This window comes from Streptomyces sp. NPDC007095, assembly GCF_040634475.1.
GTDB lineage: Bacteria > Actinomycetota > Actinomycetes > Streptomycetales > Streptomycetaceae > Streptomyces.
The window spans coordinates 1-19,999 of sequence record NZ_JBEYFS010000221.1; the positions used below are offsets into that span (position 1 = coordinate 1).

A 19,999-nucleotide genomic window follows, 5' to 3' on the forward strand; every position below is an offset into this window, starting at 1 on the left:
GCCCTCGTACTGGACGTACTTGGATCTGTGCCTGGTGCGGTGAGAGTGCGTGCATGGCGTCGCAGGGCAGACGGGAATTTGACGACAGGGCCTAGCCGGTCCCCGGACCCGCCAGAGCCGACCTTCGCGTCAGCAAGTGGGCGCACGGGGGTTCTCCCGGCACCTACCCGTCAGTACATTGACGGCATCTCTAACAAGCATGCCGCCCGGCTGCCCCGGCCGGTCGAGTCCGAGCGAATACCGCTCAAGGCACGGAAGGTGTCGTTCTCCTGGGAGGACACACCGCTGCACTGGGTGCCGGGGGAGCCGTTCGCCACGCACACCATGAACGTGCTGCACCTGCTGCTGCCGGCCGGTGAGCGCTGGTTCGTGCACGTGTACAAGCAGGTGCTGCCCCATATCCGGGACGAGCGGCTGCGCGCGGACGTCATCGGGTTCATCGGGCAGGAGGCGATGCACTCGCAGGCCCACGACGAGGTACTCCCCCACCTCAGGGAACTGGGGCTCGACCCGACGCCGTACACCGCCCAGGTCGACTGGTTCTCCGAGAAGCTGCTCGGCGATCGCACCCTGCCGCCCGGCAGGGCTCGCAAGTGGTGGCTGATGGAGGCGGTCGGACGCCGACTGCCCGACCATGCGGCGCTGCACCTGGAACGGTTCACACCGAGCACCTCCGCCGAGGGCAACGGCGCCTTCGAGGTCGAACTGAGCCGCAGCGCACGTACGGTGAGCGTCGCCGCCGACACCACCGTGCTCGCCGCCGTACGCGCCGAACTGCCCGACACCGCCTACTCCTGCGAGCAGGGATTCTGCGGAACCTGCCAACAGCGGGTGCTGGAAGGGGAGATCGAGCACCGCGACGAACTGCTCACCGACACGGAGCGTGGTGACTCGATGCTGATCTGTGTTTCGCGGGCGCGCGGTGATCGTATCGTGTTGGACATGTGAACGACCATGGCCGGACCGGCCCGTTCGAGGCCGGATCCGATCGGTAAGGTGTTCGTATGACAACCGGGGTACGCCGCAGGATGGGTGTCGAGGAGCGGCGGCAGCAGTTGATCGGCGTCGCCCTCGACCTCTTCAGCCGACGCTCACCCGACGAGGTCTCCATCGACGAGATAGCCTCGGCCGCGGGTATCTCACGACCGCTGGTCTACCACTACTTCCCCGGCAAACTCAGTCTGTACGAGGCGGCGTTGCAGCGCGCCTCGGACGATCTCGCGAGCCGGTTCGTGGAGCCGCACGAAGGCCCGGTGGGCTCGCGGCTGCTGCGGGTCATGCGCCGCTTCTTCGACTTCGTGGACGACCACGGGCCCGGTTTCGCGGCGTTGATGCGCGGCGGTCCCGCGGTCGGCTCCTCGAAGACCAACGCGCTCGTCGACGCGGTGCGACAGGCCGCCTACGTCCAGATCCTGTCGCATCTGAAGGTCGAGGACCCGCCCGTCCGCCTGGAGCTGGTGATCCGCTCCTGGATCTCGCTCGTCGAGTCGACGGCGCTGATCTGGCTGGACGGGCGGCGGATTCCGCGCGGCGAGCTGGAGGTGCAGCTCGTGCAGGACTTCGCGGCGCTGGCGGCGGTGAGCGCCACGCACGACGAGGAGCTCGGCGCGGTGCTGCGTCAGGCGCTCAAGGGCGACCCGGGCGACGGGCCGTTCACCGACCTCGCCGTCCGGTTGATCGCGCTGGCCTCGCCCCCGGCCGCCTCATAGCGGTTACTGCACGTACTTCCGGTACGACGGGTCGAGCTCGCGCACTTCGGCGGACACGTGAAGCGTGAGCCCGTCGGTGGGCTCGATGTGCTTGCGCAGCAGCTCAAGGGTGGCCTCGGTGAGCTTCGCCTTGGTCTCCTCGGTGCGGCCGGCCAGCAGGGCGAGAGTGACGTGCACGATGGCGTGCGCGTCCGGGTCCGCCTCCGCTCCCACCACCTCGTCCTCGGTGCGCAGCGTCCGCGTCTTGCACGCCTCGGTCTTCGCGGCGGCGGTCTCGACGACCACCGGGTGCAGCGCGAGGGCGAAGGCGCGCCAGTCGACGTGGTCGAGAGCCGGGGAATGCTCGACGGTGATGTTCGGCATGGGCACTCCTGTTCTAAGGGATTCCCGATCACCCTAGCCTCAGCGCCAGCAGCGCGATGTCGTCCTCACGGTCCCGGCCGAAGCAGTCGAGCAGGGTGTCGCAGAGGGCGTCCAGGCCGGGCAGGGCGCCGGTGGCGGCGGCGCGGAGGTGCTCCATCGAGACCGCCAGATCCGTGCCCCGGGTCTCGATCAGGCCGTCGGTGACCATGAGGAGCCGGTCGGTGGGTTCGAGGAACAGCTCGGTGGGCGACGGGTGGGGCAGACCCACACCGAGCAGCGGGCCGGCGGCCTTGGAGTAGTCGGCGCCCCCGGTGTCCCGGATGATCAGCGGCGGGATGTGGCCGGCGTTGGCGATGCGGGTGCGTCCGGTGGCGGGGTCGACCAGGACCAGGCAGACGGTCGTGGTGATGCCGGGGTGGTAGCGCTGGAGCATCCGGTCGAGGCGCTCGGCGAGCACGGCCGGGTCGCTCTCCTCGACGCTGTAGGCGCGCAGCGCGTGCCTGATCTCGACCATGACGGTGGCCGCCTCCAGCGAGTGCCCGACGACGTCGCCGACCGCGGTGAGCACGCCCTCGCCGGTGCGCAGGGCCGCGTAGAAGTCGCCGCCGATCTCGGTCTCCTGGGACGCGGGCACGTACCGGACCACGACGTCGACGCCCGGCAGTTCGGGCAGCCGGTGCGGCTGGGGCAGGAAGCTGTGCTGGAGGGTGAGGGCGACGTGCCTTTCGACCTGGTACATGAGCAGCGGTTCGGCGGCGAGCGCGGTGGCCTCGGCGAGCCGGGCCAGCAGGGCCTCGTCCTCGGGGTTGATCCGGCGCACCCCGCGGGTGGGCGTGGCGAGGCACACCGAGGCCCGGCCTTCCTGGATGGGGATCAGCGCCAGGCGGGCGTCGTGCTGCACGCCCGGCCGGAAGAACCCGGCCGGCCACAGCGGCGCGGGCACCGTGGTGATCTGGACGCCCGACTGCCCCCGGGTGAGCCGTCGGAGCAGACCGGCCACGGTCTGGTGGGCGCCCTCGTCGGGCATCGCGAGCGAGGTACGGTCCCGTGAGGTGCCGCGGTACAGCTCGTCGTCCGGGCCGAGGACGAAGACGGCGGCGGGAGAGCCGGTGAGCCGGGCGGCGCCGTCGGCGGCCGCGTCGGCGAGTTCCTGCGGGGAGCGCGCCGTCTGGATGGCGACGACCGTCTCCGCCAGCCGGGTCAGCCGCCGTGCCAGCGCCTGGTCGTCGGCCCTGAGGCGGGCGGCGCGCACCGCGGCCCGGACCACCGCGTCGATCTCCTCGGGCTCGGCGGGCACCGTCAGATACGCCTCGCCGCCCACGTCGAGGCCCCGGCAGCGATCACCCGCGTCCACGGCGGCGGCCGAGAAGTGCACGACGGGCAGACCGGCCATGTGCGGCCGGGCCTTGAGCCGGCGGCACAGTTCGAAGCCGCTCATGTCCGGCAGCTCCACATCGATGAGCGCCACGTCGGGCAGGGTGCCCTTGCGCAGCCGTACGTCGAGTTCGACGAGCGCCTCGGAGCCGGTGGCGACCGGGACGACCTGGTGACCGGCACGGCGCAGCACGGCACTCATGGCGTACCTGCTGGCCGCCGCATCGTCCACGACCAGCACGGTCGTGTCTGTCCGCTTGCCGTTGACTTCCATCTGCCAGCCCTTGGACACGCCGGTGGGGCAGACCGGGTTCGAGGTCTGCCCCACCAAGGTAATGCCCTTTCAGGAGGTCCGGGAGAATACCGCCACAGTGCGCCCCGGAACGGCGAACGTGCCCGATTTCGCCTCGTAAGAGGAGGATTTGACGATAGGGTCGGCGCCCGCCGCCTGCACCGGGTGCAGCGCGTACGCCGTCCCGGCCAGGGCGCCGACCGTCTGCTCCTGTGTCTTCGGTGTCGCGTTGAAGACTACGACGAGGTCGCCGAGCTCCATCGTGATCACGCCGGGCGTCTCGTCCTTGCCGGACAGCGGGAAGGAGAGCTTCGACTGCACCTGCCCTGCGGTGGACAGCGAGAAGACGTTCTCAGTCGTACGGATCCGCTCCAGGTCCTGGTACGCGGCGGAGCTGCCCTCGATCTGCGGGCATCCCACCTTGACGGTGCTCAGCAGGGGTGTGGCGTAGGGCCACTTGGACGCGTTGTCGGCCGCCATCGGCAGTCCGCGTCCGAAGCCGTTGCCGTCCCGGCAGTCCCAGTGGATGGCGTTGAACCAGTCGCCGCTGTCGAACGAGTTGCGGTCGAGGGACTTGGAGCGCAGCAGGTCGGAGCCGGCCTGGGAGAGCGAGGGCCCCTGGGAGAGGGCGGCGGTCGCCATGGCGAGGACCTGCATCCGCGCCCGGTCGCCCGCGCTGGTCGTGGCGGGCAGCTTGTAGGTGAGGGCGTCGTACAGGGACTCGTTGTCGTGCGCGTCGGCGTACGCGAGGGCGTCGCCCGGTGCCGCCGCGTATCCGGCGGGCTGGCCGTTGTAGTCGACCTCGGAGCCCTTGACCTCCTTGCCGTCGGTGTCGGTGAAGCGGTAGGAGGCGAGGTTGCCGCTGAGCCCGATCTTGATGAGGTCCTGGTAGTGCAGCAGCCGGGCCTTCTGCTCGGCCGAAGTGCCGTTGGCGGCAGAGGAGTTGGGGTCGGTGTACAGCCCCGAGGCGAAACCCTGGACGCCGGGGTCGGAGTCGAAGGGGCTGCCGCCGCGCACCGCGTCGCGTGCCCGGTCGGAGAAGGTCGCGATGCCCGTCCCGGCCATGTTCTTCTGGGTCGCCTGCACGAAACGGGCGTCGTCGGCGACCTCACCGAAGTTCCAGCCCTCCCCGTACAGGATGATCTTCTTTCCGTCGACCCCGTCCTTCGCCGGGGTCAGCGCGTCGAGGGCCTTGCGGACCGCGAGGATGTTGGCCTTGGGGTGGTGTCCCATGAGGTCGAAGCGGAAGCCGTCGACCTTGTACTCCTTGGCCCAGGTGACGATCGAGTCCACCACCAGCTTGCCCATCATGGCGTTCTCGGTGGCCGTGTTCGCACAGCAGGTGGAGGTGGCGACGGACCCGTCGGCGAGGAGCCGCTGGTAGTAGCCGGGCACGATCCTGTCGAGCACGGAGGTGTCCGCCTGACCACTGGCGGCCGTGTGGTTGTAGACGACGTCCATGACGACCCGCAGGCCGTCCTCGTTCAGCGACTTGACCATCCTGCGGAACTCGACCGTCCGGCCGGTGCCGTCCGGGTCGCTCGCGTACGAGCCCTCCGGGACCGTGTAGTGGTACGGGTCGTAGCCCCAGTTGTAGGCGTCCTTCGCGGCGATCGCGGCGACGCACTCCTGCTGCTTCTGGGAGTCGGCGGGGTAGGAGGCGAGGTCGCAGCCGGTGGTGGCCTGGTCGGACTTCTTCTCGGGGATGGTGGCGATGTCGAAGGCGGGCAGGAGGTGGACGTACGAGGTGCCCGACGCGGCGAGGGCCCGCAGGTGCCTGGACCCGTCGCTGTTCTTGTCGGTGAAGGCGAGGTAGGTGCCCTGGTCCTTCGCCCGGACGGTCTTGTCCGCCACCGAGAAGTCCCGGATGTGCAGCTCCTGGATCTGGGCGTCCCGCAGCGGCACGGCCTTGGGCTTCTTCAGGGAGGACCAGCCGCTCGGGGCGAGGGACTTGTCCTTCAGGTCGACGACGAGACTGCGCTCGGAGGCGGCGGTGAGGGCGAGCGAGTACGGGTCGGTGACCTTGTTGGTGACGACCTTGCGGACGGTGGGTGCCCACACCTTCACGACGTACCGGTAGGGCTTGTTCCGCCAGGACTTCGCGCCGGTGACGGACCAGACGCCGGTGGTGTCGTTCCTCTTCATGGCGACCGTGGAGCCGCCGAGCTCCAGCGCCACGCTCTGCGCGGTCGGCGCCCACACGGCGAGCGTGGGACGCCCGTCGCGGAACGTCGGACCCAGCTGTGCCTTGGTCGCGTCGTACAGATCGTCGAGTACGCCGGCGATCTGGACGCCGGTCGCCGCGAGCACGGCGCCGTTCGCGGCTCGTTGCGAGGCGACGATCTGACCGTTCAGGGCCTCCTTCACCCGGCCTCGGTCACGCGGATCGACGGACCAGGCGGTGTAGTCCTTGAGGTACGGGAACGCGGCCTTCTGGGCGTCGGTGAGGGTGGTCCTGGAAAGCCGGAGCCACCGCTCGTCGTCGCTGGTCAGCGTCCCGTCCTTGACGGCGATCGAGCCGTCGTGGGAGTACAGCAGCTGACTGGAGGCCGCGGCCTCGGAGCCGTTCCAGGCGACCGTGTTCCGGTCGATCCAGACCGCCTTGGAGGTGGTCAGGTCGAGCGCGGCCGCGCTGCCCGCGGGCTGCGGGAGCAGGTACTTCTCCTGCCCGTTCACGAGCCACACCTCGTGGCCGTTCGCGGTGAGGTCGAGCGACTGGTCGGTCGGGAGGTCCTTCTCGTCGCCCTTGTGGAGGATGTAGCTGAGGCTGGTGGCACCCGCGGCGAGCGGCACCTCGAAGACGGCGCCATAGGCGTCGGTCCTGACCGGCTCCAGGGGCTTGGACCAGTCCGTGGGCGTCGCGGCTCCGGTCCAGACGTGCAGTCCCCAGCCGGTGTAGTCGCCGTCGGCGCGGTGGTAGTGCAGTACGGCCTTGGTCGTGTCCTGCGCGGGGTAGTCGGTCCGCTGGGTCTGTACGGCCTCCTTGCCCTGCTCGACCCAGACCTCGCCCGTCTTGGTGACGTCGATCGTGCGGTCGGTGGCGACGTCCTTGTTGCCGTCCTTGTCGATGACGAGGAAGCCGACACTGGAGGCGCCCGGCTTCAGCTTCACATAGGCGAAGGCACCGTAGGCGTCCCGGCCGACGAAGTCGTGGCCCGCGGGCCAGGTCGTCGACTCGCCGTCGGCGAGGTCGCCCCAGGCGTAGAGCCGCCAGTCGGTGTAGTCGCCGTCGGTGCGCTTGTAGTGGACGATCGCGTAGTCCCGCGAGGACGCGGTGGGGACCTCGGCGGTGGGCGGCGTGCCACTCGTAGTGGCGGCGGTCGCACTCGTGGTCCGCCCGGCCGAGTCGACGACCACCGCCTTGTAGCGCAGGGCGGTTCCGGCGGGTACGTCCTTGCCGATGACCTGGGTGACCTTGTACGGGGCGTGGTCGGCGGAGCCGAGCGTCCGCCACTTCCCATTGCCCACCTGGGCGGCGAAGACGACACGGTCGAGCTGACCGCCGGTGACGTCGGCGCCGAGCTCGACGGTGCCGGTGGCGCCCGCGTCCGGTGCCTTCAGGGTGAGCGAGGGCTTCGCGGCGGGGGCGCCGAGCGGGCGGGCCGCCTTGAGGACGACGGCGGAATGGGCCGGGACGGTGACGGTGACGTTCTTGTCGGCGTCGCTCGTCGGCCGGGAGGAGGTCCCGTAGATCCCCCGGAACGTCATGTCGGCGGAGCCGGTCGCGAAGGTCGCCGTCTTCGCCTCGTCCGCGTTGTTGAGCGCGACGAGGTACTCGGTCTTGTCGCCGCCCGTACGGGAGAAGGCGTAGACGCCCGCCCCGTCGGCCGCGTACCGCTCGGTCTGCACCCCGTCCGCGAGGGCCGGGTTGTCCTTGCGGAGCTTCGAGAGAGCGGCGATCTCCTTGTAGAGCGGTGCGCTCGTGTCATAGGCGTCGCTCGCGTGCGTGCGGTCGGTGCCGAGCTCGTCGTCGTCGAGGTAGTCGGCGACCTTGGAGGCGAACATCGTCTGGCGGGCGTCCTTGTCGCCGCCCGCGCCGGTGAAGCCCTGCTCGTCGCCGTAGTAGACGACCGGGTTGCCGCGGCTGAGGAACATCAGCTCGTTGGCGAGCTCGTCCTTCTTCACCAGTTCGGCGTCGGTGGCCTTCGGGTTGTCCTGGTTCAGGAAGTACCCGATGCGGCCCATGTCGTGGTTGCCGAGGAAGGTGACCTGCTCGTACGCGTTGGCCTTGTCGGTCGTGTACTTGTAGTCGTCACCGAAGACCGAGGCGAGCTTCTTGGCGCTGCCGCCCTGGGAGGCGTACGAGCGTGCCGCGTCCTGGAAGGGGAAGTCGAGAGTGGCGTCGAGCCGGCCCTGGGTGACGTACGGCGAGGTGATCGACGTGTCGGCGGAGTAGACCTCGCCGAACATGAAGAAGTCCTTCCGGCCCCGCTCGGCCGCGTACTTGTCGAGCGCGGTGGCCCACTGCGTCCAGAACTCCATGTCCACGTGCTTCACGGTGTCGATCCGGAAGCCGTCGACGCCGAAGTCCCTGACCCACTTCTCGTAGATCTTCTCCATGCCGCTGACGACCTCGGGACGCTCGGTCCACAGGTCGTCGAGGCCGGAGAAGTCGCCGTAGGTGGTGGACTCGCCGGCATAGGTGGAGTCGCCGCGGTTGTGGTACATCGTCGGGTCGTTGAGCCAGGACGGCACCTTGGCGTTCTTCTTGGCGGCGGGCACGACGGGCGTGCGGGGGAAGGACCCGGCGCCCACGGACGGGAACCCGGCGCCTCCCGCCGCGTAGTCGGCGTCGTCGAAGGGCTTCCCGTCCTTGGTCAGATACGGGAAGGCACCCTTGGAGAGGTAGTCGTAGGACTTCTGCTCATAGTCGACGACGTCGGCGGTGTGGTTGGTGATGACGTCGAAGAAGACCTTCATGCCCTTGGCGTGGGCCTTGGAGATGAGGGTCGCGAGGTCCTTGTTGGTGCCGAAGTGCGGGTCGACCTGGGTGAAGTCGGTGATCCAGTAGCCGTGGTACCCGGCCGAGGCGTTGCTGCCCTCGCCCTGCACGGGCTGGTTCTTGAAGATCGGCGCCATCCAGATGGCGGTGGTGCCGAGCCCCTTGATGTAGTCGAGCTTGCTGGTCAGCCCCTTCAGGTCACCGCCCTGGTAGAAGCCCTTGTCCGTGGGGTCGTATCCGGTGCTGAGGCGCGAACCGGTCAGCCCGCCCCGGTCGTTGGACGTGTCACCATTGGCGAAACGATCCGGCATGACGAAGTAGAACTGCTCGCGCGTGTCGTCGTGCCGGGCCGGTTCGGCGGCGAGCTTCGCGTCCGAGGGCGGCGCGGGCGGGGTCTGCGCCCGCGCCGCGATCGGCTGAAGGAACGCTGCCGCGAGGGCGGCCACGGCGACGGCCGCGATTCTTCGCTGGGGCGGGGTGCGGCGGCGCGCCCCGGGCGCCGGCCATCTCGGTATCAGGGCCACAGGCGTGAACTCCTAGTGAATACGGCTCAAAACGGCTCGTTCGGGACCGGCTTGACCGAGACACGGCCTCGATGCCGGGCGACCGGCGCGACGGTATCGCCCACGCAAGCTTTACAGCAAGAGTCTTGAAACTCCGAGCAAGAACTTTCAGTGCCAGGTGTCGCTGACGCTGTAACCCGTTCCCGAGCCGGTGCTGTAGGCGCGGTTGGCTCCGGACTCCCACGTCACGTTTCCGGAGGAGTCCTTCTTGACGTACTTGTACGCGAACGATGTCGACTTGGGCACGATGACCAGCCTGCCCCAGTACGGGTACGACGCCGAGGACAGCGGGATCGCGTCGGCGGTGTTCCAGGAGCCGAGGGAGGGGATGGAGCCGACGACGTACACGTTGGTGCCGGTGACGAAGCCGCCCGAGTTCGGCGGCGCCTCGGCACTCTGACTGAAGGCCCTGAAGGTCCAGCCGGATCGAAGCGTTCTCCCGGTCCTTCTCGGTCAGCCACCCACCGTGGGGCTTGGTGTCCCCGTCCGAGAGGGCCAGGGGCACGCTCACGCCGACGTCGATGCCGACTTCCGGCCCTTGGTGCGGTTCGGGTGCGCCCTCAAGGGTCTGGACACGGAAGGCGATGTGCCAGCCCAGGGCGTCCTTGACCAGTCGTGCCCCGGTGATCCGGTCGACGGTGCCCGCGCGCTTGCCGACTGGGAGGTCTTTGGTCCAGCGGAACCGGACCCGGCCGACTTTGGGAATGTCGACCATGCCCCAACGGCGGTGCACCCGGACGATGTTCAGGTCCGGGCCCTGCGGGATGTCCACCGACATCACCGCACGGAAGCGGGCCTTGAAGTTCGGCTCGTCCGCCCGGCCGTCCCAGCAGTTCTTCCACGCCTGGAAGTACGTCTTCAGTACCGCCTGCGCGGCCTGGGCGGGCAGGGCGCCGAGCCAGTCGATCTCTTTGCGGGCCTGGCGGATCGCCGCGTCCGCCGCAGCGAGCGACCGCCGCTCCCTCGGGAGCATCGTCCACCAGTCGTGCAGCAGATTCCGCAGGGTGCGGGCGGCGTGGGCCTGGTCGTCCATCTGTGGCCAGGGGTAACGCCCGTGATCTGATCCAGCGCATGACAGCAACTCCTTGCGGGGGACGGAGGTGCGGGAACGCGGGCAACTGGGGTTCTGGGGAGTCAAGTTGACCGCGATGCGAGAGTGGGCGCGGCCAAGTGGCCGCGTCAATACACGCGTTGGAAGTTCTTTCGACATCTTGCTGAAACTCGAACCAACGGATAACTTCCGTTCCCCCCACCCGCACGACGAAGTGCAGGAGCACCCACATGGCAAGAAACATGGCCAGGAAAACACTTGCCGCCTCGTTCGCCCTCGCGGCGGGCCTGGCGGTCTCGGTGGCCCTCCCCCCGGGTGTCGCGGCGGCTTCACCGCCGGGCACGAAGGACGTCACCGCCGTTCTGTTCGAGTGGAAGTTCGACTCGGTCGCCAAGGAATGCACCAACACGCTGGGGCCGGCCGGTTACGGCTATGTCCAGGTCTCGCCACCCGCCGAGCACATACAGGGCTCACAGTGGTGGACCTCGTACCAGCCCGTGAGCTACAAGATCGCCGGGCGGCTCGGTGACGCGACCGCCTTCCAGAACATGATCAACACCTGTCACGCGGCAGGCGTGAAGGTCGTGGCGGACACGGTCGTCAACCACATGGCGGCGGGTTCCGGCACCGGCACCGGCGGCTCTTCGTACACGAAGTACAACTACCCGGGCCTGTACTCCTCGTACGACATGGACGACTGCACGGCGACGGTCAGCGACTACACCAACCGCGCCAACGTCCAGAACTGCGAGCTCGTCGGGCTCGCCGACCTGGACACCGGCGAGGAGTACGTCCGCAAGACCATCGCCGGGTACATGAACAGCCTGCTCGGGTACGGCGTGGACGGCTTCCGCATCGACGCGGCCAAGCACATCCCGGCGGCCGACCTCGCCGACATCAAGTCGCGGCTGACCAATCCGTCGGTGTACTGGAAGCAGGAGGTCATCTACGGCGCCGGGGAGGCGGTCCAGCCGACCGAGTACACCGGCAACGGCGACGTACAGGAGTTCCGGTACGCCTACGACCTCAAGCGGGTCTTCAACAACGAGAACCTCGCCTACCTGAAGAACTACGGCGAGGGCTGGGGCTATATGAGCAGCTCCGTCGCGGGCGTCTTCGTCGACAACCACGACACCGAGCGCAACGGCTCGACGCTCAACTACAAGGACGGGGCGAACTACACCCTCGCCAACGTCTTCATGCTCGCCTACCCGTACGGCGCCCCGGACATCAACTCCGGCTACGAGTGGTCGGACGTGGACGCCGGACCGCCCAATGGTGGCACCGTCAACGCCTGCTGGCAGGACGGCTGGAAGTGCCAGCACGCCTGGCCGGAGATCAAGTCGATGGTCGCCTTCCGCAACGCCACCAGGGGCCAGTCGGTCACCGACTGGTGGGACGACGGCAACGACGCGATCGCCTTCGGCCGGGGCGCCAAGGGATACGTGGCCATCAACCACGAGTCGGGCTCGCTGACCCGGACCTATCAGACATCCCTCGCGGCGGGGACGTACTGCAATGTCCAGAACAACACCAACGTCACGGTGAACAGCTCCGGGCAGTTCACGGCGACCCTCGGCGCGAACACGGCGCTGGCGCTCTACGCGGGCAAGACCAGCTGCTGAGCGGCCTCCGCGAGCCGCGCGGAAGGCCGTACGAGAGCCCGCACCGAAAGCGCCGTATCGGACATACCCGATACGGCGCTTTCCTCTTTGCGACCTCTTTGCGACACCTTGCGGTAACGGGAACGTCACGCTTGCGGGATCTTGCGGAAATTTCCTTGCAACGTCTTTCGCAAGGACTTGCAGCGCTGTTAGTTTCCTCCCCAGCCCGGCGGCCGTCGATGGGACAGACGGCACCCGCGGTCCTCCCAAGGGAAGATCCGGGCAAACCCTCTTCTAGGAGTTCATATGCGACGTGGCATATCGATCGCCGCCGCAGTGACCGTCATCGCGCTGACCGCGACCGCCTGCGGTGGTTCCGACGACAACTCGTCGAGCAAGCCGAAGGCCGCCGGCGACATTTCCGGGACGATCACGTACTGGGACACATCGGACGCGGCGACCGAAGCCCCGACGTACAAGGCGCTCATCAAGAAGTTCGAGGCCAAGTACCCGAAGATCAAGGTGAACTACCAGAGCGTCCCGTTCAGCGACGTCGAGCAGAAGTTCAAGTCCGCGGCGAAGAGCGGCAAGGGTGCCCCGGACGTCGTCCGCACCGACGTCGGCCTGATGGCCGAGTACGCCTCGCTCGGTTACATCGCGCCTCTCGACGGCACGAGCGCGCTGAAGGACACCTCGGACTTCAACTCGGGCCCGCTGGACACCGCCAAGTACAACGGCAAGACGTACGGCGTCCCCTCGGTCACCGACACCCTGGGTCTCCTCTACAACAAGGACCTCCTGAAGAAGGCCGGCATCGCGCAGCCGCCGACCACCTGGGACGAGTTCATCACCGACTCGAAGACCATCAAGAAGAAGACCGGGGCGTACGGCACCTACCTCAACCCCGACTCGTACTTCCTGCTCCCGCTGCTCTACAGCAACAACGCGGACATGGCCGACACCTCGGCCAAGAAGATCACCATCTCCGACGCCAACGCCGTCACCGCGATCACCACGGCGAAGAAGATCCAGGACGAGGCGTCGATGAAGGTCGACTACGCCAACGCCTACCAGAACATGCAGACGGCGTTCAAGACCGGCAAGGTCGCCATGCTGGTCCAGGGCCCCTGGTCCGTCAGCGACGACCTCAGCGGCAGCGCCTTCAAGGGCAAGGAGGCCAACCTCGGCTACGCGCCCGTCCCGGCCGGCCCCGGCGGCAAGGCCCAGGCGCCGACCGGCGGTCACAACCTCGCGGTCTACCAGGGCTCCAAGAACCTGGACGCCGGGTACCTCTTCACCCAGTTCATGACCTCGACCGACAGCCAGGTCGAGATCGCCAAGGGCACCGGCACGCTGCCGACCCGCAAGTCGGCGTACACGGCCGAGGTCACGGCGGACGCCAAGATCGCCGGCTTCAAGCCGATCCTGGAGCAGACCGCCCGCCCGCGCGTCGCGCTGCCGCAGGTCGGCTCGCTCTTCACGCCGCTCGCGCAGAACTACGTGAAGATCCTGCAGGGCAGCGAGGACGTCAAGGCCGGTCTCGACGCCACCGCCAAGGAGTTCCAGAAGCTCCTGCCCGGCTACACCATCGGCTGACCGGGCAACCCCTGATCCACCGGTAACCGAAGAACGCGCAGCCCCGGGGAACGTTTTCCCCGCTGCCGCCCCGAACGGGGCTCCCCCGGGGCTGCGGTCACCGGTTCCCTCAGGATCACCGGACCCACCGGCCCCCGGCCCCACCGGGCCCCGGGCCCACCAGACCCCCAGGGCACTGGCCCCAGGGGTTGACCGGACCCCGGGTCCCGGATCCCTGGTCCGCCGGACCCTGGACCCCGGATCCACCAGCCCCCAGGGCCCTGGCCCCGCGGTTGACCGAGTCCCGGATCCCGGATCCACCAGGCCCCGGACTCTGGACCCTGGGCCCAGCAGATCCGGGCCCCTGGACCCTGGGCCCAGCAGATCCCGGGCCCCTGGACCCCGGACCCACCGGATCCCTGGATCCGGGCCCACCAACCCCCAGACCCTCGATCCACCAGACCACCAGACCACCAGACCCACCGGAACCCGGATCCCGGGTCTTCACCGGGTCCCCGGACCCCCGAGCCCCTGAATCCCGGGCCCACCAGACCCCGGATCCACCGGACCCCGGACCCACCGAGCCCCAGATCCACCGGACCCCGGACCCACCGAGCCCCAGATCCACCAGACCCACGGGGACACCGGGACCACGGGACCACCGGACCCCGGGTCACCGGATCTCCTGACCCCCAGACCTCCGCATTTCCGCCGCGAAAGAGCCGATGAGGATGACGACCGCAGCGAGCACCGAGAAGACCGACCTGCCCGCGCCCGGCAAGAACGCCGCGCGCCCCCCACGCGTTTCGGCGCTCCGGCGGTCCTGGGACAAGTACTGGTACGCCTGGGCCATGGTGACCCCGGTCGCCATCGTCCTCACCGTCCTCGTCCTGTATCCGCTCGGGTACGGCATCTACCAGTCGCTGACCGACGCCAACGAGTCGAACGTGGCGTCCACCATCGGCGCCTTCCACCGCCCGGCCACCTACAAGTTCGTCGGCCTCGACAACTACTGGCACGTGCTGTCGGGCGCGGACAGCGACTTCTACCCCCGCCTGCTGTGGACGGTCATCTGGACGGTGTCCTGCGTGACCCTCCAGGTCGGCATCGGCATGGGCCTCGCGGTGCTGCTCAACCGCAAGGTCCGCTTCCGCGGTTTCTACCGCGCCATGCTGATCCTGCCCTGGGCCGTCCCCTCGTTCATCGGCGTCTTCGCCTGGCGGCTGATGCTCAACTCCCAGTACGGCGTCTTCAACGAGATCATCACCGCGTTCGGCCTGCCGGCCCAGGACTGGCTCGGCACCCCGCTCGCCCAGAAGATCGCCGTCATCATGGTGAACGTCTGGATCGGCGTCCCCTTCAACATGGTCGCGGTGCTCGGCGGACTCCAGTCCATCCCCAAGGAGCTGTACGAGGCCGCCGAGATGGACGGCGCCTCCCCCTGGCAGCGCTTCGTCAACGTGACGCTGCCCGGTCTGCGCCCGGTGTCGAACACGGTGATCCTGCTCGGCTGCATCTGGACGTTCAACATGTTCAACGTCATCTATCTGCTGCTGGGCAACAACACGAGCGGCGACGCCGACATCCTCGTCACCTTCGCCTTCCGCAAGGCGTTCACCGGCATCTCGGACTACGCGGGTGCGGCGACGTACGGGATCATCATCCTCGCCCTCCTGCTGGCCTTCTCGACCTTCTACCGCCGCAGCACCCTGAAGTCCGAGCAGGCGTAAGGAGCCCTCGCCATGACCGCAGCAACCCACGAGTCCTCCGCGACCGCCGCCGCCGGCCGGTCCGCCGTGGCCACCCCCGGCAAGGTGCGCGGCCGCGAGGAGCGCAGCCTCGGCTCCTCGATCGCCCTGCACGGCACGCTGATCGTCGCCACGGTGATCGCGGCCTTCCCGGTGATGTGGATCCTGTTCATCTCGCTCGGCCCGAAGAACGCCTGGCAGCAGCCGAGCGAGGTGTTCTCGCACCTCAGCCTGCACAACTACAGCGATGTGCTGTCCCAGACGGACCTGCCGAAGTGGTTCCTGAACACCGTCGTCGTGGCGGGCGGCACCACCGTGCTCGGCGTCTTCCTCGCGGCGACCGCCGGATACGCGGTGTCCCGGATGAAGTTCCCCGGCAGCAGGCAGCTGATGTGGACCTTCCTGGTCACGCAGATGTTCCCCAGTATCGTGCTGATCGTGCCGCTGTATCTCCTTATGTCCGAGCTGAACCTGCTGGACAACTACCTCGGTCTGATCCTGGCGTACGCGACGACGGCGGTGCCGTTCTGCGCCTGGATGATGAAGGGGTACTTCGACACCATCCCCAAGGAGATAGACGAGGCGGGCCGGGTCGACGGGCTCACCCCGTTCGGCACGTTCTGGCGGCTGATCGTGCCGCTGGCCAAGCCGGGCCTCGCCGTGACCGCGTTCTACAGCTTCCTCACCGCCTGGGGCGAGGTCGCGTACGCCACGCAGTTCATGCAGTCCGACCACTACACGCTCGCCGTCGGCATCCGCACCTTCGCGCAGGACCAGCGGCCCGACTGGGCGTGGACCTCGGCCACGGCGATCATCATCACCCTTCCGGCGGCCCTCGTCTTCATGCTGGTGCAGCGCAGCCTGGTCTCCGGTCTGACCGCCGGAGGCACGAAATCCTGACGGCCCGCCCGCACTTAGCGGACCCCTCGTACTCAGCAAGCGCCTCCGTCGTTCCCCCCGCACCCCTAAGGGAATCCATGACCCAGCACGCCACCGACGCACTCCCCACCGACGCCTCCTCCGCCGCCTCCGGGCGCCGGGAGTGGTGGCGCGACGCGGTCATCTACCAGGTCTATCCGCGCAGCTTCGCGGACGGCAACGGCGACGGCATGGGTGACCTGCCCGGCGTCCGGGCCCGGCTCCCCTACCTCAAGGACCTCGGCGTCGACGCGGTGTGGCTGTCCCCCTTCTACGCCTCCCCGCAGGCGGACGCGGGCTACGACGTGGCCGACTACCGCGCGGTGGACCCGATGTTCGGCAACCTCACGGACGCCGACGACCTGGTGCGGGACGCGCACGGCCTGGGACTGCGGGTGATCGTCGACCTGGTGCCCAACCACTGCTCGGACCAGCACGAGTGGTTCAAGCAAGCGCTGCGCGAGGGCCCGGGTTCGCCGATCCGGGAGCGCTTCCACTTCCGTCCCGGCAAGGGTGAGAACGGCGAACTGCCCCCCAACGACTGGGAGTCGATCTTCGGCGGCCCGGCCTGGACCCGCGTCGAGGACGGCGAGTGGTACCTGCACCTCTTCGCGCCCGAGCAGCCCGACTTCAACTGGGACCACCCGGCCGTCCACGACGAGTTCCGCTCCATCCTGCGCTTCTGGCTGGACCTCGGCATCGACGGCTTCCGCATCGACGTCGCCCACGGCCTGGTCAAGGCGGCGGGTCTGCCCGACATCGGCCACGACGAGCAGGTCAAGCTGCTCGGCACCGAGGCCGTGCCGTACTTCGACCAGGACGGCGTGCACGAGATCTACCGCAGCTGGCGGCGGATCCTCGACGAGTACACGGGAAATGAGACAGGGCCCGAAGGGCCTTCCTTGGAAGGGCGGGGGCGGGAGACGGGCGGGCGCATCGCGGTGGCGGAGGCGTGGACGCCGACCGTCGAGCGCAGCGCGCTGTACCTGCGCCCGGACGAACTGCACCAAGCCTTCAACTTCTCCTACCTGACCACCGGTTGGAACTCGGCGGACCTGCGCGAGGTCATCGACCGCTCGCTCGGCGCCATGAACGCCGTACACGCGCCCGCGACCTGGGTGCTCTCCAACCACGACGTGGTACGGCACTCCACGCGTCTCGCGGAAGGGGACGAGGCGCGTGGTCTGCGCCGGGCCCGGGCGGCCACCCTGCTCATGCTGGCGCTGCCCGGCTCGGCGTACCTCTACCAGGGCGAGGAGCTCGGGCTGCCCGAGGTCGTCGACCTGCCCGACGAGGTCCGCCAGGACCCGGCGTTCTTCCGCAGCGCGGGCCAGGACGGCACCCGCGACGGCTGCCGGGTGCCGCTGCCGTGGTCCGGCGAGGTCGCGCCGTTCGGCTTCGGACCGGTCGAGGGCGGCCCGAGCTGGCTGCCGCAGCCGGCCTCCTGGAAGAACCTCACGGTCGAGGCGCAGGAGGGCGACCCCACCTCGACGCTGGAGTTCTACCGCAGCGCGCTCGCCGTGCGCCGCGAGCACCCGGCGCTCGGCGCGGGCCGCCAGGTGACCTGGCTGCCCACGCCCGACGGGGTCCTCGCCTTCCGCCGGGACACCGCCGAGGGCTCCTTCGTCTGCACGGTGAACCTCACCGCGGCCCCCCTCCCGCTGCCCACCCCGGGCACCCTGCTGCTCGCCAGCGCGGACGTCGAGCCGGGTGCCGAAACGACCGAACTGCCCGCAGATTCAACGGTCTGGTGGGCAGTCTGAGATGCGACCGGTACAGTCCAATCCTGTGACCACACGGCTTGCCGACATCGCAGCCCAGGCGGGGGTCAGTGAGGCGACTGTCAGCCGCGTCCTGAACGGGAAGCCGGGCGTCGCCGCGACCACCCGCCAGTCCGTCCTGGCCGCGCTCGACGTCCTGGGCTACGAGCGTCCGGTCCGGCTGCGGCAGCGCAGCGAGGGCCTGGTGGGCCTGATCACCCCGGAGCTGGAGAACCCCATATTTCCGGCTCTGGCGCAAGTCATCGGCCAGGCCCTGACCCGCCAGGGCTACACCCCGGTCCTCGCCACCCAGACGCCGGGCGGCTCCACCGAGGACGAGCTGACGGAGATGCTGGTGGACCGGGGCGTCGCCGGCATCATCTTCGTCTCCGGTCTGCACGCCGACACCTCGGCGGACATGCAGCGCTACGAGCAGCTGCGCGCCCAGGGCGTCCCGTTCGTCCTGGTCGACGGCTTCTCGCCGAAGGTCCAGGCGCCCTTCATCTCCCCGGACGACCGCGCGGCGATGGCCCTCGCGGTCACGCACCTCGTCTCGCTCGGGCACACCAACATCGGACTCGCCCTGGGTCCGAAGCGGTTCGTGCCCGTGCAGCGGAAGATCGAGGGCTTCGTGCGCACGATGCAGGAGCAGTTGGGGCTGAGCCCGGCCGACATCGAGGAGCGACTGGTCCAGCACTCGTTGTACACCCTGGAGGGCGGTCAGGCCGCGGCCACCGCCCTCATGGACCGGGGGTGCACGGCGGTGGTCTGCGCGAGCGACATGATGGCCCTCGGCGCGATAAGGGCGGCGCGTCAGCGGGGCCTGGAGGTGCCGAAGGACATATCGGTCGTCGGCTTCGACGACTCCCCCCTGATCGCCTTCACCGACCCGCCCCTGACGACGATACGCAAGCCGGTCCCGGCCATGGGTCAGGCGGCGGTGCGGACGCTGCTGGAGGAGGTCGGTGGAACTCCGGCGCCGCACAGTGAGTTCGTGTTCATGCCGGAGCTGGTGGTGCGCGGTTCGACCGCTTCGGCCCCTGGGGACCGGAATCGTCCCTAAGGAGGAGCGCCTACGTTGCGCGTAGGACTCCTCCCGTCGTAGAACGTGCGGCCAGGACCCGACCAGGGGATGATCGGTCGCGGAACGCTTTTCTGGCAGACTTTGTGTCTATGGGTGAGACGACCGTGACGACACTGGAAGGCCAGGACCGGGCCGCTCCACGCCCCGTCGCGGAGGAGAACGCGGGGAAGGCGTTTCTGCGCCGAGTGCGCACCCCGCGTCGCCCCCGCTTCTGGTTCGAGATCCTGCTCATCGCCGTGAGTTACTGGACGTACTCACTGATCCGCAACGCCGTGCCCGAGCAGAAGCAGGAGGCGCTGAGCAACGCCGACTGGCTGTGGCGCATGGAGCACCACCTCGGGATCGCCGTCGAGCAGTCGGTCAACCACGCCGTGGACTCGGTGACATGGCTGATCATCGGGATGAACTACTACTACGCGACGCTGCACTTCGTCGTGACGCTCGGGGTCCTGGTGTGGCTCTATCGCAGCCACCCCGGCCGGTACGCGGCGGCACGCCTCGCGCTCTTCGCCACCACGGCGGTGGCCCTGCTCGGCTACTACTTCTTCCCGCTCGCCCCGCCCCGGCTGATGAACGGCGGCGACTTCGTCGACACGGTGGTCGTCCACCACACGTGGGGTTCCATGGCCTCCGGGGACCTCAAGCACATGTCGAACCAGTACGCCGCGATGCCGTCGATGCACATCGGCTGGTCCCTGTGGTGCGGTCTGACCATCTTCGCGCTGGCCTCGGTGCCGTGGGTCCGTGTCCTGGGCCTGCTCTACCCGGCGGCCACACTGCTGGTCATCGTCTCCACCGCCAACCACTTCTGGCTGGACGCGGTGGGCGGCATGCTGTGCCTGGCCTTCGGCTTCACGGTCGCCCGCCTCTGGTACGGGGCCCTGCCCCACGCCCTGCCCCGCTGGGTTCCCGGGACGCGTGGCGCGCCCCTGGTGCCGCTGGACATTCCGCCCCCTGGCGGACGGGCCGTGCGTCGCCGGTCACGGTGTGTGATCCGGACGGCGGAGAACGGGACG

13 protein-coding genes and 1 pseudogene are annotated in these 19,999 nt (G+C 68.9%); 9 read left to right on the plus strand and 5 right to left on the minus strand.

All coding sequences use genetic code 11. The features are described 5' to 3' along the window. The first annotated feature begins 186 nt into the window (after positions 1–186). Both ABZ656_RS46295 and ABZ656_RS46300 read left to right on the plus strand, forming a co-directional pair. Positions 187–948, plus strand: a complete 762-nt coding sequence (locus ABZ656_RS46295; RefSeq protein WP_360277053.1) for a metal-dependent hydrolase — start codon at positions 187–189, stop codon at positions 946–948. Positions 949–1,004: 56 nt separating this feature from the next. Further along, positions 1,005–1,709, plus strand: a complete 705-nt coding sequence (locus ABZ656_RS46300; protein ID WP_101405543.1) for a TetR/AcrR family transcriptional regulator — start codon at positions 1,005–1,007, stop codon at positions 1,707–1,709. Positions 1,710–1,712: 3 nt separating this feature from the next. Here the strand turns inward: ABZ656_RS46300 and ABZ656_RS46305 are convergent, their stop codons facing one another. The 5 genes and pseudogenes from ABZ656_RS46305 to ABZ656_RS46325 all read right to left on the minus strand — a co-directional run. Then, the gene (locus tag ABZ656_RS46305) at positions 1,713–2,072 is read right to left on the minus strand and encodes an isomerase (RefSeq protein ID WP_101405542.1); all 360 of its coding nucleotides are present in this window, start codon (positions 2,070–2,072) and stop codon (positions 1,713–1,715) included. Positions 2,073–2,100: 28 nt separating this feature from the next. Continuing rightward, complete coding sequence (locus ABZ656_RS46310) at positions 2,101–3,720, minus strand: fused response regulator/phosphatase (RefSeq protein WP_101408187.1); 1,620 nt, start codon at positions 3,718–3,720, stop codon at positions 2,101–2,103. A gap of 69 nt (positions 3,721–3,789) precedes the next feature. Beyond that, a complete protein-coding gene (pulA, locus tag ABZ656_RS46315) occupies positions 3,790–9,198 on the minus strand; it encodes a pullulanase-type alpha-1,6-glucosidase (protein ID WP_360277056.1) in 5,409 nt (1,802 codons plus the stop codon). A 153-nt stretch (positions 9,199–9,351) separates the two neighbouring features. Further along, positions 9,352–9,591, minus strand: a complete 240-nt coding sequence (locus ABZ656_RS46320) for a carbohydrate-binding module family 20 domain-containing protein (protein ID WP_360277045.1) — start codon at positions 9,589–9,591, stop codon at positions 9,352–9,354. Between the two features lie 103 nt (positions 9,592–9,694). Further along, positions 9,695–10,276, minus strand: a pseudogene (locus ABZ656_RS46325) (transposase); the annotation flags it as partial. A 260-nt stretch (positions 10,277–10,536) separates the two neighbouring features. On the opposite strand from ABZ656_RS46325, the gene ABZ656_RS46330 reads away from it, so the two are divergent. The 7 genes from ABZ656_RS46330 to ABZ656_RS46360 form a co-directional block, all read left to right on the plus strand. Further along, the gene (locus ABZ656_RS46330) at positions 10,537–11,919 is read left to right on the plus strand and encodes an alpha-amylase family protein (protein WP_360277059.1); all 1,383 of its coding nucleotides are present in this window, start codon (positions 10,537–10,539) and stop codon (positions 11,917–11,919) included. A gap of 285 nt (positions 11,920–12,204) precedes the next feature. Beyond that, positions 12,205–13,494: an extracellular solute-binding protein gene (locus tag ABZ656_RS46335; protein WP_101405540.1), complete on the plus strand. Its 1,290-nt coding sequence runs from the start codon at positions 12,205–12,207 to the stop codon at positions 13,492–13,494. Between the two features lie 710 nt (positions 13,495–14,204). Beyond that, positions 14,205–15,203 carry a sugar ABC transporter permease gene (locus ABZ656_RS46340; protein ID WP_101405539.1) on the plus strand — a complete coding sequence of 333 codons (999 nt, stop codon included), beginning with the start codon at positions 14,205–14,207 and terminating at the stop codon, positions 15,201–15,203. A gap of 12 nt (positions 15,204–15,215) precedes the next feature. Further along, positions 15,216–16,121: a carbohydrate ABC transporter permease gene (locus ABZ656_RS46345; protein WP_101405538.1), complete on the plus strand. Its 906-nt coding sequence runs from the start codon at positions 15,216–15,218 to the stop codon at positions 16,119–16,121. 77 nt (positions 16,122–16,198) lie between these two features. Continuing rightward, positions 16,199–17,902 carry a glycoside hydrolase family 13 protein gene (locus ABZ656_RS46350; protein WP_101405537.1) on the plus strand — a complete coding sequence of 568 codons (1,704 nt, stop codon included), beginning with the start codon at positions 16,199–16,201 and terminating at the stop codon, positions 17,900–17,902. Between the two features lie 25 nt (positions 17,903–17,927). Then, complete coding sequence (locus ABZ656_RS46355; RefSeq protein ID WP_101408185.1) at positions 17,928–18,962, plus strand: LacI family DNA-binding transcriptional regulator; 1,035 nt, start codon at positions 17,928–17,930, stop codon at positions 18,960–18,962. Positions 18,963–19,072: 110 nt separating this feature from the next. After that, positions 19,073–19,999: phosphatase PAP2 family protein (locus ABZ656_RS46360; RefSeq protein ID WP_360277050.1), on the plus strand; the 927-nt coding region annotated here is incomplete at its 3' end.

What these genes read in the sequence shown, in the direction of transcription:
- ABZ656_RS46300 (WP_101405543.1), top strand. Translation starts at nt 1,005, where the DNA reads ATGACAACCGGGGTACGCCGCAGGATGGGTGTCGAGGAGCGGCGGCAG.
- ABZ656_RS46305 (WP_101405542.1), bottom strand. Translation starts at nt 2,072, where the DNA reads ATGCCGAACATCACCGTCGAGCATTCCCCGGCTCTCGACCACGTCGAC.
- ABZ656_RS46310 (WP_101408187.1), bottom strand. Translation starts at nt 3,720, where the DNA reads ATGGAAGTCAACGGCAAGCGGACAGACACGACCGTGCTGGTCGTGGAC.
- ABZ656_RS46330 (WP_360277059.1), top strand. Translation starts at nt 10,537, where the DNA reads ATGGCCAGGAAAACACTTGCCGCCTCGTTCGCCCTCGCGGCGGGCCTG.
- ABZ656_RS46335 (WP_101405540.1), top strand. Translation starts at nt 12,205, where the DNA reads ATGCGACGTGGCATATCGATCGCCGCCGCAGTGACCGTCATCGCGCTG.
- ABZ656_RS46340 (WP_101405539.1), top strand. Translation starts at nt 14,205, where the DNA reads ATGACGACCGCAGCGAGCACCGAGAAGACCGACCTGCCCGCGCCCGGC.
- ABZ656_RS46345 (WP_101405538.1), top strand. Translation starts at nt 15,216, where the DNA reads ATGACCGCAGCAACCCACGAGTCCTCCGCGACCGCCGCCGCCGGCCGG.
- ABZ656_RS46350 (WP_101405537.1), top strand. Translation starts at nt 16,199, where the DNA reads ATGACCCAGCACGCCACCGACGCACTCCCCACCGACGCCTCCTCCGCC.